This is a genomic window from Gudongella oleilytica (genome assembly GCF_004101785.1).
In the GTDB taxonomy this organism is placed as follows: domain Bacteria; phylum Bacillota; class Clostridia; order Tissierellales; family Tissierellaceae; genus Gudongella; species Gudongella oleilytica.
In genome coordinates this window covers 1323003-1337708 of record NZ_CP035130.1, presented here as the reverse complement: position 1 = coordinate 1337708, position 14706 = coordinate 1323003, and the positions used below count along the sequence as shown (strand labels likewise).

The following is a 14706-nucleotide window of genomic DNA, read 5'->3' as shown; positions in this document are numbered from 1 at the left end:
GGTAGATTTAGACCTCGGGTGGAGAGTGATCCCTCATGTTTATAGGTGAATATCAACATACCATAGATGAAAAGGGGAGGATTATCCTGCCCTCAAAATTCAGGGATCCCCTTGGATACGAGTTTGTTATGACCAAAGGTCTCGACAACTGCCTTTTTGTTTATCCTAAGAAAGAATGGGAAGTGCTGGAAGAAAAGCTTAAAAGCCTTCCGTTGACAAATAAGGACGCAAGAGCATTCGTCAGATTCTTCTTCTCAGGAGCTACGGAGTGCATACTCGATAAACAGGGGAGAGTCGTCATTCCTGCGAACCTAAGGGAGCATTCAAAGCTTGATAAGGAAGCGGTAGTTATTGGAGTTTCAAGCAGAATAGAAATATGGAGCAGGGAAGAATGGGAAAGCTACACAGACGACGATAGCCTTAGCTATGACAGAATAGCAGAAAAAATGGCCGAGCTTGGAATATAATGAGGTGATCTTATGGCATTCCACCATGTTTCCGTATTATTAAATGAGGTTATTGACGGTTTAGCAATAAGGCCGGATGGGATATATGTTGACGGCACTCTGGGTGGTGCTGGTCATTCAATGGAAATAGTTAAAAGGTTGGGATCCGGAAAGCTGATCGGGATAGATCAGGACCCGGCAGCTCTGGAAAAATCGAGGGAAGTCCTTTCGGAAAGTATGGACAAAGTTATCCTTATCCACAGCAATTATGCAGGCATTAAAAGCGTATTGCGTGAACAGGGAATAGACAAGGTCGACGGTATTCTTCTTGATCTTGGTGTTTCATCATATCAACTGGACACTGAAGAGAGAGGATTTTCCCATAATAAGGACGCACCCTTGGATATGCGGATGGACACTACAGCAAGCTTTTCCGCGTGGGATGTAGTCAACAAATACACAGAAGAGGAACTGGAGAAGATACTTCTTGAATACGGTGAGGAAAAATGGGCAAGAAGGATCGCGCAGTTTATTGTGATTGAGCGGGAGAAAAAAAGCATAGATACTACCTTTGAGTTGGTCAGTGTAATCAAGAAAGCTATACCTAAAAAGGTTAGATTGGAGGGACATCATCCCGCCAAGAAGACTTTTCAGGCAATCAGGATCGAGGTAAACAGAGAGCTGGAGGTCCTTTCCAATGCTATAACAGATATGGTTGATTGCCTGAAGCCGGGTGGAAGACTGGCAATAATAACCTTTCATTCGCTGGAGGACAGGATAGTGAAGGAAGCCTTCAGAGAATTATATAAAGACTGTATCTGTCCACCAGAGCTTCCTAAATGTGTCTGTGATAAAAGAAGAGAGATAGATATAATAACCAGAAAACCATTGACTCCTTCTAAACAGGAGTTGGAGTATAACCCTAGGTCAAGATCAGCGAAGCTAAGGATTGCAGAGAGGCTATAAGTAACTGCCTCTCATCACACGAGGGGGGAGAACCGTGTTGGCTGAAAAGCTTGAATACTACCAGTATCCTGAGTTTCAGGAAGTAGTCAAACCTAAATCAAAAACTAAACCAAAGGTACATAGGAGCTCAGTTCTGAACAAGCAAATGTATTTGGCACTTGCGATCTCAATATTAATTACCTCTTTGTTTATTTTGCAGGGTTATGCTAAAATAACATCAGTCAGACTGGACATAACAAGGTTAGAAAAGGAAAAGTCAGAGCTATATAAAGTGAGACAGGAGCTTGAGGGCAACCTGGAAGGACTAAAGAACACTGCTCTGATAGCTGAGCAAGCAAGGACCTATCTTGGAATGATATATCCCGAGGAAGGTCAGATATCCTACGTGGCAGTCAATAACTCCACCTTCGAGGATACCCATATGTTTTCCTTAACTGATAAGGTGAGAAACGTCCTTAGTATATTTTCCAGTCTGTTTTAGGGGGAGTGGAATTGAGAAAACCAACAAAGAAAACCAAACTACGATTAGGGATTGCGCTGACAATTGCAACCTTAATCGTGTTTTTTTTAGGGTACAGACTAATTAGAATACAGCTGTTCGAGGGTGAGGAGTATAAAAAAGGAGCTCTCCAGCAGTGGACCAAGGCCATAGACATTACTTCAGACAGAGGCTTGATCTATGACCGGAAGGGGAAAAAGCTTGCAGTAAATACGACAGCATATACAGTTTGGGCAGCACCATCAGATATGGATGAGCCAGAAGCCGCTGCTTTACAGCTTGGTCCCATACTCGGTCAGGATCCTGAGGAGCTTTATAAGAAACTAACCTCAGAAGCCAACGTCGAGAAGCTCAAGCAGTGGGTGACTCGTGCTGAAGCAGATCAAATAAGAGATCTGGGAATAAGAGGGATATCCATTGTCGACGACAGCAAGAGATATTATCCCTTTGGAAGCTTCGGATCATACATTCTTGGTTTTACTGATATAGACAACAAAGGGCTTTATGGAATAGAAAGAGTCTATGATGAATACCTGGCAGGTACTCCAGGGATTTGGGTCAAGGCCACAGATGCTGCCAACCGACAGCTACCATATGATGGAGAACAGATATACGAAGCAAAGGACGGGCTTTCAGTAGTTCTTTCAGTTGATGAGACCATCCAGGGCTTTGCAGAAGATGCAGCAGAGAAAGCAATGGAGACAAACAAAGCTAAAAGTGTCTCTATAATAGTTATGGATCCTGAAACAGGGGAAATCCTTGCTATGGCAAACAAACCTGATTACGATCCAAATTATCCAAGACAACCTCTTGATCCGGCTGTAGGTGAACAGTGGAGCAAGCTGCCGCCGGAGGAGCAGCAGCAAAAGTGGTTTCAGATGTGGAGAAACTATGCAATAAATGACTTGTACGAACCAGGCTCCACCTTCAAGATAGTAACGGCAGCAGCAGCGCTGGAGGAGGGCTCAGCTACTTTAAACTCCCACTACTATTGCGATGGATTCATAAGGGATATCAAAGGTGTGGTTCTCAGATGTTCAAGCTGGTATGATCCTCACGGGGATCAGGATTTTGCAACATCCTTCAGCAACTCCTGCAATGTGGCATTCGTAAATATGGCTAGAGAGCTTGGAAAGGAAAAGCTCTATGAGTACATTAAAGCCTTCGGATTTGGACAGACAACCGGTATAGATCTCCCTGGTGAGCAAAGAGGCTTGATCCCGTCCGGAATAGACAGTATTAAAGAGGTCAATCTTGCAACTCTTTCTTATGGTCATGGCATTTCAGTAACACCAATACAAATGATCAATGCAATCGCAGCTGTTGCAAACGATGGGAAGCTGATGACTCCAATGATGACGAGAAGTCTTATAGATAGTCAGGGCAAGGTGGTCAAACAATTTCAACCGCAGATGAAGAGGCAGGTCATCTCGGAGAAGACAGCGGACATGCTTCTGGATATGCTGGAAAAGACGGTTCTTGAAGGCACAGGTAAAAAAGCATACGTGCCAGGCTACAGAGTTGGAGGAAAGACAGGCACTGCTCAAAAGATAATAGACGGCAGATATGTTGAAAATAAATACATATCATCCTTTGGAGGCGTTGCTCCAATAAATGATCCAAGAATAGCAGTCCTTGTAATAGTTGATGAACCCACCGGAATCTATTACGGGGGAACTGTTGCAGGTCCATTTGCAGCCATGGTAATAGAGAATACGCTGAACTACATGGAGGTACCAAGATCGTACACCGAGGAGGAACTGAAGGGTATTCAGGAGACTGTTCCGGTCCCGGAGGTGATTGGTCTGACCATAGCGGAAGCAGGAGAATTGATATCCGAAATTAGTCTGAAATATACCACTGAATATGAGGACTTCAGTCTCGATACGGTTGTAGTAGACCAGTATCCAAAAGCAGGAGAGGAGATTCAGATAGGAGGTATAATAGATCTTTATCTGTCTAGCGGAACTAACAATCCAACTCTCTCCGAAGAAACCTTTGAGGATCGGTAGATAATATTCCTCAACCTGCTGACAAAACAAAATTATGTGGTAAAGAAATTAAAATTCTATTATAATATTATGATGCACGAGAGCAGCAATAAAAAAATCAGGAGGATTTCTCGATGAATTATGCACTGAACATAGCACTGGCATTTTTAATCAGTGCGAGTCTGAGTACTTTTCTGGGACCCAGGATAATACCAATGCTCAGGAACCTGAAGATAGGACAAACAATACGAGAGGATGGTCCCAGATCACATCTTGCTAAAACAGGTACACCCACTATGGGTGGGATCATATTTATTATCTCGTTGACTGTGAGCATATTGTTGTTGGGGAAGCTTACGCCTGATGTCTTATTAGTTCTTGCTTCCACCCTTTCCTTCGGTGCAGTTGGATTCATAGACGACTTTCTAAAGGTTGTAAAAAAGAGAAATCTTGGCCTGAGAGCATATCAGAAGATACTATGTCAGCTTATCGCATCTGCACTTATTATAGCCTACGGGTTTTATTTTAAGGAAGGACTCCAGGAGTTTTACATACCATTTATGGGGAACCTGACAATACAGCTTGGGATATTTACTATACCATTTTTTCTTATAGTGATACTCGGAACGGTTAACGCAGTAAACCTTACAGATGGTTTGGATGGATTAGCAACTGGAATTTCAATAATTGTTTTCTCAACCTTTGGAGTGATGCTGAGCATCCTGGAGAAGTGGGACCTGTCAATATTAGCATTCGCTTTAGTTGGAGCATTGCTGGGATTCATTCTGTTCAACTACAAACCAGCGAAAGTATTTATGGGAGACACCGGATCTCTGGCACTGGGAGGTGCGCTTGCTTCCTTGGCGGTCATATCAGAGCTTACATTCTTCATACCTTTAGTTGCAGGCGTTTTCTTTGTTGAAACCCTTTCTGTTATGCTTCAGGTCGGTTATTTCAAGCTTACTAAAAAAAGACTTTTCAGGATGGCGCCCCTTCACCATCATTACGAGCAAAAAGGTTGGGGTGAATTAAAGGTAGTATGGAGCTTTTGGGCTGCATCTGTCTTATTTGCATTAACTGGATTATTGGTGTTTTAGCGGGAGGTCATAATGGATCTTAAAGGGATGAAAATTTTAATAATGGGACTGGGAGTAACTGGAGAGTCTGCTGCAAGAACCCTGAATGGAAAAACCGCAGGGCTTTTTGTATTTGAGGACAAGCCATGGGTGGCCATCAGTAAAGAGCTTTCAGATAAGGATCTTCAATTCCTTGAGATAAGGACTGGAAACCCTTTAAAGATTCTGGACCAGATAGACCTTATAATAAAGAGCCCCGGGATAAATCCCCGTCATGAGCTTTTAGTCGAGGCAAACAAAAAAAGTATACCGGTCTACTCAGATATTGAACTTGCCTACAGGATGTATCCTGACAGGACAATAATTGCTGTCACGGGCACAAATGGTAAAACAACCACAACTATTTTGGTTGGAGAGGTGTTTTCTGATGCTGGCTTTAGAGTAAATATCGCAGGCAATGTAGGGGTAGGAATACTTCAGGCTATGGAAAATTCAGAAGAAGGAGACGTCTTCATAGTAGAGGCAAGCAGCTTTCAGCTTGAAAACACAGAGGACTTCAAGCCAAAGGCAGCTGTAATCACAAACATCACACCAGATCACCTTGATTGGCATGGAAGCCTTGATAAGTATGTAAAAGCCAAGTACAAGATTTTTGCAAATCAGAATTCGGAGGACTATCTCGTACTAAACTATGAGGATCCGATATTGAGAAGCTTCGAGGGAAATATTGTGCCAAAACCCGTATGGTTCAGCTCCAAGAGGATCCTGGACTCCGGAATATTCATTGAAGACGGCTGGATCAAGGCAAGAATGTGGGATGCAGAGAAAAACATCATGCCATTGTCAGAAGTTGGGATACCTGGGATCCATAATGTTGAGAATATAATGGCTGCTGTGGGATTGTCGCTTTGTCTTGGCGTAGATGCTTCTACCATAAGAAAAGCTGTGAAAGATTTCAAGGGAGTTCCCCATAGGATCGAGCTTGTTGGGACAATAGACGGTGTAAGATACTACAACGACTCAAAAGGTACAAACCCTGATTCAAGCATCAAAGCCCTGAATGCTCTTGATGCACCTGTTATACTCATTGCAGGTGGCTATGACAAGGGGTCTGACTTTGAGGAGCTTCTCAAGGTTTTTTCTCTGAAGGGCAAGGCGCTGATATTGATGGGGGCAACATCTGAAAAAATCGGTACTACGGCGCATAGTATCGGTATTGACCATATAGAGTACGCGGAGGACATGAAGGCAGCAGTCTACATGGCACATCAGCTGTCAGAGGAAGGAGACAACGTGCTTCTTTCACCTGCTTGCGCGAGCTGGGATATGTATAAAAACTATGAGGAACGTGGAGACCATTTCAGAGAGCTGGTAAGGGAACTGATGGAGTGATAATATGGCAAGGAATAACAGAAAGAAATCCGTAGACTTTTACATATTAATAGCTGCCGTAGCCCTTGTTTTTATCGGTATAATTATGGTATACAGTTCAAGCTGGCCAGAAGGAACCGTCAGATATGGCGATGGATTTCATTATGCAAAAAGACATCTTATGTGGGCAGTAGTAGGTATATGTGGTATGCTTGTAATGATGAACCTGGATTACAAGATCTGGAGAAAATACTCGCTGCATATCTATATCCTTTCAGTAATTCTGGGGCTCCTTATCTTTACCCCCCTTGGTCTTGAGCTAAAAGGAGGAAGGCGCTGGATAGATATCGGATTTACGACACTCATGCCATCTGATGCTTTAAAGCTTGGAAGCATAATTTTCTTTGCAGCATTTTTAGATAGGAAAAAGGATAAGGTTTCAAGCTTTGTTAATGGATTCATACCTGCAGCTGGGATCATAGGATTCACAGCAGCCCTGATTTATTTTCAGAAGGATCTGAGCACTACCATAACCCTGCTTGCTACACTTTTCAGCATGTATTTTGTAGCCGGGATGCACCTCTCAGTGATTGCAATAGCAGCTACAGGAGCATATTTCTTCTGGCAGTACGCCATAAATTCCGAGGGAAATGAATATAGACTCAGAAGAATCCTTGCATTCCGTGATCCTTTCGCAGATAAGCTGGGTGATGGGTGGCAAGCAGTTCAGTCGCTATATGCGCTCGGCTCAGGCGGCCTTTTAGGAGTGGGCCTTGGACAAAGCAGGCAAAAATTCTTCTATATCCCTGAATCCTACAATGATTTTATTTTTTCAATTATCGGAGAGGAAATTGGACTAATCGGCACTATTTTTGTTCTATCTCTCTATGGATTAATTGTATGGAGAGGAGTTTTGACAGCAATGAACGCCAGGGATACCTTCGGATGCTACCTTGCTACAGGCATTACAGCGTTGCTGGCGATACAAAGCTTCATAAATATTGGGGTAGTAACCTCAAGCATTCCTGCAACGGGTATTACCTTACCACTAATTAGCTTCGGCGGAACCTCGCTTGTGACATATCTAACCGGAATTGGGATACTATTGAACATTACCAGATACACAGATAAGAATAGGAGAAAGACCGATGAAGTTGATAATTAGCGGTGGCGGCACTGGAGGGCACATTTACCCTGCATTGGCTATAGCCGAGGAACTTAGTAGAAAAATTCCGGAGGCAGAGATACTGTATGTAGGAACTGCCGGAAGCATGGAGGAGGAGCTTTCTGAAAAAGCAGGCTTGAGGTTTAAGCCCATAAGAGTCAAAGGTATGCCCAGAAAGCTTGATAAGAGGTCCCTGATAGCAGCATGGAATTTGCTTCTGGGAGTACTTGACTCAAAAAAAGTGATAAATGAAGAAAGGCCTGATATGGTCATAGGAACCGGTGGCTACGTATCCGGACCAATCTCCTTTGTTGCGGGATTATCGAAAATCCCTTTATTGATCCATGAACAGAACGCTTTTCCTGGCATCACCAATAAACTGCTTTCGAGGCTGGCTGACAAAGTTCTCCTGACCTATCCGGAATCTGCAAAATATTTCAGGTACCCGGAAAGGACTGTAGTTACAGGAAATCCCATAAGGAAGGATATTACCGGAGTAGATAAAATAGAGGCAAAAAAAACCTTAGGGATCGAAGCTTCAAAGCCATTCGTCCTTTCCTTTGGCGGAAGTGGAGGACAGCGCAGCCTGAACGATGCTATATTGGACATACTGACCAGCGGGTTGCTGGGAGGTGACATCCAGCTGTTGCATGTCACCGGCAACAGACATCATGAAGGATTTATAGATAAGCTTAAAGACACAGGTTTCAATGACAATAAAAATGTAAGGATCGAGCCGTATTTTCATCAGATGCCTCTGGCTCTAAACGCAGCCGATATAGTAATAACTAGCGGAGGAGCAATAACCCTTGCTGAAGTATCTGCAGTTGGGGCACCGTCAATACTTATACCTAAGGCATATACGGCTGAAAATCACCAGGAATACAATGCCAGAGCATTTGAGAGCGCAGGAGCGTCGACAATGATACTTGAAAAGGATCTTAACGGAAAGATTCTTGCCGAAAAACTGTTGATGATTCTAAGAGACAGGGAAATACTTGAAAGGATGGCAAATTGCTCAAGGTCACTTGGCAAACCTGATGCTTCAGAAAAAATTGTACAGGAGATCCTTGAATTTCTAAATATATGATCGGGTGGTATTGTTGAAAAAGGAAACCAGAGTACAAAAAAAACAAAGAAGAAGAATGTTCATGCTCAGGCTGTTTTTTATTTCTCTCATAGTAACAGCCATGGCAATATTTGCCATAAGATCAAGCTTTTTCAAGGTCGATCAAATAGTAGCCTCAGAGGGGAACTCAGTATCGAAAGAAGAAATCCTAAAGGCTGCAGGTATTTCAAAAGACGACAACATCCTCATTATAAGAAAGAAAGCTATCATCGAAAGACTTGAATCTATACCATATGTTAAATCAGCAAGCATAAAGAAGAAGCTGCCTGACACTGTTGAGATTGATATAATCGAGAGAAAACCCTATCTCCAGTTTGAAAATGGCTACAGCTTTGCTGTAATAGATGCAGAGGGAGTGCTGTTGGAAAATAGTATTCTGAAGCTCAAGGGCATTGGATTGGTTAAAGGGATCGGCTGGGAATACATACCCGATGGAGGCTCAATCATCGACAAGACTCAGGGGACATCTATTCTTGATTTATTAAATGACCAGAATATAGCACCAGTGGTCGAGAAAATCGAAGTAATTGATCTTAGTGACTCAAGCAATATTAAATTTAATTTATTTAATGGTATCGCAGTTGAATTTGGACCAATGAATAATGTAAAATATAAATTAAAGGTACTGGGAGAAATCCTGGCAGATGTCGAAAAGAAAAATATTCCTACCAAGATGATCCTTATGAACAAAGGTGAGCATCCAATATTGGTAAGAGACGACATATAGACTGCATAACCATTCCTGATTCAGAGTTGATAGTTAGTAATACTTTCGGCAAGGAGGATAAAATGAAAAACAAGAAGGAGATAGCAGCCCTTATTTTTGTTTCCCTTCTGCTCGGACTAATTTTATCCATCCAGTTCAAAACAATAAATAAATCCATTGGGGGAGGTGCATTGCCCACTCAGAGAGCGCAAGAACTTGCCAATGACCTGAGGAAGGCTCAGGCTGAAAAAGAATCCCAATTAAGGCTGATACAGGAACTGGAAGACAAGATCGAGCAATATGAGAAGAGCGGCATCGAGGATGATATATACGCAGAAAACCTATACAAGGACGCAATGAAATACAGAATGCTGGCCGGGTATTCAGACATGTCAGGCCCCGGAATCGTACTTGAGATAAACGATCCTCCTGTGGATATCCAATATGGAGAGGGCTTTAGCATAGTGGATGAGCTTGATCTGATCCTTCAGGTAATAAGCGTTTTGAATGCTGCTGACGCCGAGGCAATCAGTATAAATGACCAGAGATACACTGCCTTTACTGAAATAGTTAGAGCCGGTAATCATATTGAAATAAACGGTGTTTCGACCAGCTCACCTATTGTGATAAAAGCTATAGGCAATGCGGACACGCTTGAATCTGCACTAAGCATTAAGTGGGGAATAGTGTGGCAGCTTCGGAACTACGATTATATAGTAAATCTTACACAAGACAAAAACGTAGTAATACCAAAATATAGAAGAGTGAAGGAATTCATTTACGCAAGTCCAGTTGAAGAGAAGCTTCAATAGGGAGGGGAAGGCTATGAGGATAAGCAGTCCAAAGCTGACCCTTGGAATATTCAGTATCATTGTCGGAATACTAATAGCGTCTCAGATGAAGCTGAATGTAGACCAAATAACTCCTGTGACGATACAATCCATAATTGCGGCAAGAAATGAGCTGAACTCCGTAAGAAATGAAATAGTTGACCTTGAGAAAACAATAGCTGCCAAGGAAGAAGAGCTCAGACTTCTCGAAAGCATAGGAGAAGGGGAAGCAAATTTAGTTGACATCCTGAGGGATGACGTATACAAGAACAAGGTGGCTGCAGGCTATACAAGCCTTAAAGGTCCTGGGATACAAATTGTAATGTTTGATAATATGGATCTGGAGGAGTTGTCCTTTAGCTTTAATGATGATATTATTCATGATGTGGACATACTCAATATAATAAATGACCTTAAGGTTGCTGGAGCTGAAGCAATCAGCATAAACGACCAGAGGGTGATGTCATATTCAGAGATAAAATGCGGGGGCCCAATAATAAGGATCAATGGAAAGAGTATTGGTACGCCCTTTATAATCAAGGCAATAGGAGACCCTCAGCTTTTAATGGCTGCAGTTAACGCCCCGGGGACCTATGGAGACACCTTGAGGACTGTTTTCGGCATCGGACTTCAGCCTTACGCTGAGGATGAGATAATAATCCCGGCATACCATGGTGACTTTGTATACAGCTACGCAGGATTATTGGAAGAGGGTGAATAGATGTTTTATGCATTGATAGGGATTTTAATAGGAGCAGTAATAGGTTTTCTACTGCCGTATACCTATAATACGGCCTACACCCTTTATATCTCGGTAGCTATACTGGCTTGTCTCGATTCAGTCTTCGGAGGGATCAGAGCTAACCTTGAAGGTAAATTCAACACAAGGATATTTATTTCCGGTTTCTTCGGGAATGCCATACTGGCTGCATTTCTGGCCTATATAGGTGACAGGCTTGGCTTCCCGTTATACTACGCTGCCATATTCACCTTCGGCAGCAGACTGTTTGATAATTTCGCGAAGATCAGAAGAGTATGGTTAGTTAAAAACAAGCCAAATAACATTGAAGAGCAGCACCACTAGAATGGAGGAATGGGAATGTTTGATTTTGACGTTGATGTTGACCAATTTGCAAAAATCAAAGTCTTTGGAGTAGGTGGCGGTGGAAACAATGCCGTAAACAGAATGATCGAATGTGGCGTAAGAGGAATCGAGTTCATTGCGCTCAACACAGACAAGCAAGCATTGTATTCCTCAAGAGCTGAGCAAAAAGTCCAGCTTGGAGAAAAAATAACCAAAGGCCTAGGGGCAGGAGCAAATCCGGATATCGGTGCAAGGGCTGCTGAAGAGAATAGAAACGAGATCCTTGAGTCACTTAAGGGTGCCGATATGGTTTTTATAACTGCAGGAATGGGTGGCGGAACAGGGACAGGTGCTGCGCCAATAGTCGCGGAAATAGCCAAGGAGCTGGGAATACTTACAGTAGGCATAGTTACAAAGCCTTTTACCTTTGAAGGCAGAAAGAGACAACAGCATGCCGAAAAGGGTATCGAAGACCTTAAATCCAGGGTAGATACTCTTGTTACCATACCTAATGACAGACTGCTCCAAATATCAGACAAAAAAACTACAATGGCAGATGCCTTTATGATGGCCGATGAGGTATTGAAGCAGGGCATCCAGGGAATATCCGACCTTATATCTGTCCCAAACCTTATCAATCTCGACTTCGCCGATGTTAAGACGATCATGCTTGACAAAGGCATAGCTCATATGGGAATAGGCATAGCCTCAGGAGACAACAGAGCAGTTGATGCTGCAAAACAAGCAATAACAAGCCCATTGCTTGAGACCTCCATAGAAGGTGCCAAGTCAGTTCTTTTAAATATAACTGGCGGAAGAGACCTCGGGATATTCGAGGTCAACGAAGCTGCTGATATAATCAGACAATCAGTAGATCCAGAAGCAAACATAATATTTGGTGCGGGAATCGATGATTCAATGTCTGATGAAATCAAGATAACTGTGATTGCAACAGGGTTTGAAGACAGCCCGATCAAGAATAGATCGACAATGAACCAAAAGACCGGAATATTTGGTGCAAAGAAGGATTCTGAGCCAGAGGAGCAAAAGAGAAGAGAGGTCCCCGTTGAGGATCTCGATATCCCAATATTCCTTAGAAAAAGAGACAAAAGATAATTTGCAGGGAACGTATCCTTCAGGGTACGTTCATTTTGGTACGACGGGCATGCCTTCTGTCTGTGGTGAAAGTCCACAAGGGGCGTAGTTGCCGACGAACCCTATAGCGACTTGCAAGGTTCACATCGTGAGGTGTGGGCGAGAGGAAGCAATAGCGAAATCGTAGCCTGACGGACAGAAACCTGATACCAAGGCTTGCATGGAGGATAAGCTGGCCAAAAGCAGTGAAGTCCAAAAGGCAATCGTAACCCATGCAGGTAGATCAGGCAGGTAGACGAGGAAAGACAGAGGACTTATCCCGTGAGGTCTCATGGGCGGCTAAAACCGTAGTAATAACGAACCATGAGAAGTCAGCAGAGGTCATAGTACTTGGAAACAAGGAAGGACTGAACAATTCAAAGTCAAATGGACTTACGGATGTAAATGCATAGGCCTGACGAGAATCTCAGTAACGAAGACGTAACGGAGCGAAGGGTTCACAGGAGGTAAGGTTGATATGCATGAAAGCAAAACAGGAAAAGGAGACAAATCATGTCACAACTAATGGAACAGATATTATCAAGAGAGAATATGCTGCTTGCATACAAGAAGGTAAAAGCCAACAAAGGAGCAGGAGGCATAGACAACATAAGTGTAGACGAAATTGATGAATATCTGAAAGGAAACTGGGAAGACATCAAGGAACGTATTCGTAACAGAAAGTACAAACCTCAGCCGGTGCTAAGAGTTGAAATACCAAAGCCAAATGGTGGAGTAAGAAAACTTGGTATACCCACAGTGATGGACAGAATCATAGAACAGGCAATAGTGCAGGTAATCACACCCATAGTGGAGCCACATTTCAGCGAATACAGCTATGGTTTCAGGCCGGGTAGACGAGCACAACAGGCAGTCATCAAACTATTGGAATATCTGAATGACGGATATATCTACATAGTGGATATTGACCTTGAGAAGTTCTTTGATAATGTACCACAAGACAAGCTGATGACCCTTGTAGGCAAAATCATACAAGACCCTGACACAGAATCACTCATAGCTAAATATCTAAAGGCAGGAGTGATGGACAAAGGAAAATATGAAGAAACCAACGAGGGGACCCCGCAGGGAGGAAACCTCTCCCCAATACTCAGTAACATCATGCTCAATGAGCTTGACAAAGAGCTTGAAGCAAGAGGACTTAATTTTGTTAGATATGCAGATGACTGTGTAATAGCAGTAGGAAGTAGTGCAGCTTCCAACAGAGTTATGAACACCATAACAAAATGGATAGAGAGAAAACTCGGATTAAAAGTCAACGCAGAAAAGACAAGAACCACAGAACCAACAAAGCTAAAATATTTAGGATTTGGTTTTGTGAAGATGGATGGTAAATGGGAGGCAAGGCCTCATCGGGACTCCATAGTTAAATTCAAGAGAAAACTCAAGCAGCTCACAAAACGCTCATGGTCAATCAGCATGGACGATAGAATAAAGAGACTCAATTGGGTAATCAGAGGCTGGATAAACTACTTTCGAATAGGTAAAATGAAGACTAATATGATACGAATAGATGGACACTTGCGTACAAGAATCCGTATCGTGATATGGAAGCAGTGGAAAACCAGTCAGAAGAGAATGTGGGGCTTAAGAAAACTCGGTGCTCCGGAATGGATGGTAAGACAGTCGGTAGGGTTTAACAACCATTACCAGGCAGTGGCTAAAACCACAGGTTTACGTAAAATATCAAAAGAAATCCTCGCAAAGCGAGGTCTCATTAGTTGTTTGGATTATTATTTGAATTGAACCGCCGTATGCCGAACGGCACGTACGGTGGTGTGAGAGGGGAATTAATTTTCCCCTACTCGATTAATTGGGAGGGTTTGACATGAAATGTCCTTACTGTGAGTTTCCCGAATCAAAGGTAGTCGACTCAAGGCCCACCGATGAGGGACAGGCTATCAGAAGAAGAAGGGAATGCATGGGCTGCGGCAAAAGATTTACTACTTATGAAAAAATCGAGGAACTTCCTATAATCGTAGTAAAGAAGGATGGAAACAGACAGACCTACGACAGAAACAAGCTTATGAACGGAATAATCAAGGCTTGCGAGAAAAGACCTGTATCTATGTCCACAATCGAAAGAATAGTGGACGACATAGAGAAAAACTTGTTCAACTCCCTTGAAAATGAGGTAACCTCTGTTGAAATAGGTGAGATGGTGATGAATAAGCTCAAGGACGTGGACGAAGTAGCCTATGTAAGATTTGCTTCGGTCTACAGACAGTTCAAGGATGTCAACTCCTTCATGGAGGAGTTGAAAAAAATACTTGATGAAAGCAAATAGA

The 14706-nt window shown here is 42.8% G+C and carries 16 protein-coding genes; all 16 read left to right on the top strand.

Annotated elements, in window-relative coordinates; all coding sequences use genetic code 11:
* The first annotated feature begins 35 nt into the window (after positions 1–35).
* The 16 genes from mraZ (at position 36) to nrdR (ending at position 14705) form a co-directional block, all read left to right on the top strand.
* A complete protein-coding gene (gene mraZ, locus EC328_RS06290; RefSeq protein ID WP_128426008.1) occupies positions 36–467 on the top strand; it encodes a division/cell wall cluster transcriptional repressor MraZ in 432 nt (143 codons plus the stop codon).
* A gap of 12 nt (positions 468–479) precedes the next feature.
* The gene (gene rsmH, locus EC328_RS06285) at positions 480–1412 is read left to right on the top strand and encodes a 16S rRNA (cytosine(1402)-N(4))-methyltransferase RsmH (protein ID WP_128426007.1); all 933 of its coding nucleotides are present in this window, start codon (positions 480–482) and stop codon (positions 1410–1412) included.
* 34 nt (positions 1413–1446) lie between these two features.
* Complete coding sequence (locus EC328_RS06280) at positions 1447–1893, top strand: FtsB family cell division protein (protein ID WP_128426006.1); 447 nt, start codon at positions 1447–1449, stop codon at positions 1891–1893.
* A gap of 11 nt (positions 1894–1904) precedes the next feature.
* The gene (locus tag EC328_RS06275; protein ID WP_128426005.1) at positions 1905–3923 is read left to right on the top strand and encodes a penicillin-binding transpeptidase domain-containing protein; all 2019 of its coding nucleotides are present in this window, start codon (positions 1905–1907) and stop codon (positions 3921–3923) included.
* A gap of 113 nt (positions 3924–4036) precedes the next feature.
* Positions 4037–4999 carry a phospho-N-acetylmuramoyl-pentapeptide-transferase gene (mraY, locus tag EC328_RS06270; RefSeq protein ID WP_128426004.1) on the top strand — a complete coding sequence of 321 codons (963 nt, stop codon included), beginning with the start codon at positions 4037–4039 and terminating at the stop codon, positions 4997–4999.
* Between the two features lie 12 nt (positions 5000–5011).
* Complete coding sequence (gene murD, locus EC328_RS06265; protein ID WP_128426003.1) at positions 5012–6370, top strand: UDP-N-acetylmuramoyl-L-alanine--D-glutamate ligase; 1359 nt, start codon at positions 5012–5014, stop codon at positions 6368–6370.
* Between the two features lie 4 nt (positions 6371–6374).
* Complete coding sequence (gene ftsW / locus EC328_RS06260) at positions 6375–7514, top strand: putative lipid II flippase FtsW (RefSeq protein ID WP_128426002.1); 1140 nt, start codon at positions 6375–6377, stop codon at positions 7512–7514.
* Positions 7498–8604, top strand: coding sequence for an undecaprenyldiphospho-muramoylpentapeptide beta-N-acetylglucosaminyltransferase (murG, locus tag EC328_RS06255; protein WP_128426001.1), 1107 nt, complete (start codon positions 7498–7500; stop codon positions 8602–8604). The genes ftsW and murG overlap by 17 nt, the downstream gene beginning before the upstream one ends.
* A gap of 13 nt (positions 8605–8617) precedes the next feature.
* Positions 8618–9370, top strand: coding sequence for a cell division protein FtsQ/DivIB (locus EC328_RS06250; protein WP_128426000.1), 753 nt, complete (start codon positions 8618–8620; stop codon positions 9368–9370).
* A gap of 62 nt (positions 9371–9432) precedes the next feature.
* On the top strand, positions 9433–10161 hold the full coding sequence (locus EC328_RS06245; protein ID WP_128425999.1) for a DUF881 domain-containing protein: 729 nt from the start codon (positions 9433–9435) through the stop codon (positions 10159–10161).
* Positions 10162–10174: 13 nt separating this feature from the next.
* Positions 10175–10900 carry a DUF881 domain-containing protein gene (locus EC328_RS06240; protein ID WP_128425998.1) on the top strand — a complete coding sequence of 242 codons (726 nt, stop codon included), beginning with the start codon at positions 10175–10177 and terminating at the stop codon, positions 10898–10900.
* Positions 10901–11263, top strand: a complete 363-nt coding sequence (locus tag EC328_RS06235) for a small basic family protein (protein WP_128425997.1) — start codon at positions 10901–10903, stop codon at positions 11261–11263.
* Positions 11264–11278: 15 nt separating this feature from the next.
* Entirely contained in the window at positions 11279–12379 is a 1101-nt protein-coding gene (ftsZ, locus tag EC328_RS06230; RefSeq protein WP_128425996.1) for a cell division protein FtsZ, read from the top strand.
* 251 nt (positions 12380–12630) lie between these two features.
* Positions 12631–12810: a hypothetical protein gene (locus EC328_RS06225; RefSeq protein ID WP_128425093.1), complete on the top strand. Its 180-nt coding sequence runs from the start codon at positions 12631–12633 to the stop codon at positions 12808–12810.
* A 112-nt stretch (positions 12811–12922) separates the two neighbouring features.
* Positions 12923–14164, top strand: a complete 1242-nt coding sequence (ltrA, locus tag EC328_RS06220) for a group II intron reverse transcriptase/maturase (protein ID WP_240671456.1) — start codon at positions 12923–12925, stop codon at positions 14162–14164.
* Positions 14165–14246: 82 nt separating this feature from the next.
* A complete protein-coding gene (gene nrdR / locus EC328_RS06215) occupies positions 14247–14705 on the top strand; it encodes a transcriptional regulator NrdR (RefSeq protein WP_128425995.1) in 459 nt (152 codons plus the stop codon).
* Position 14706: the final 1 nt, after the last annotated feature.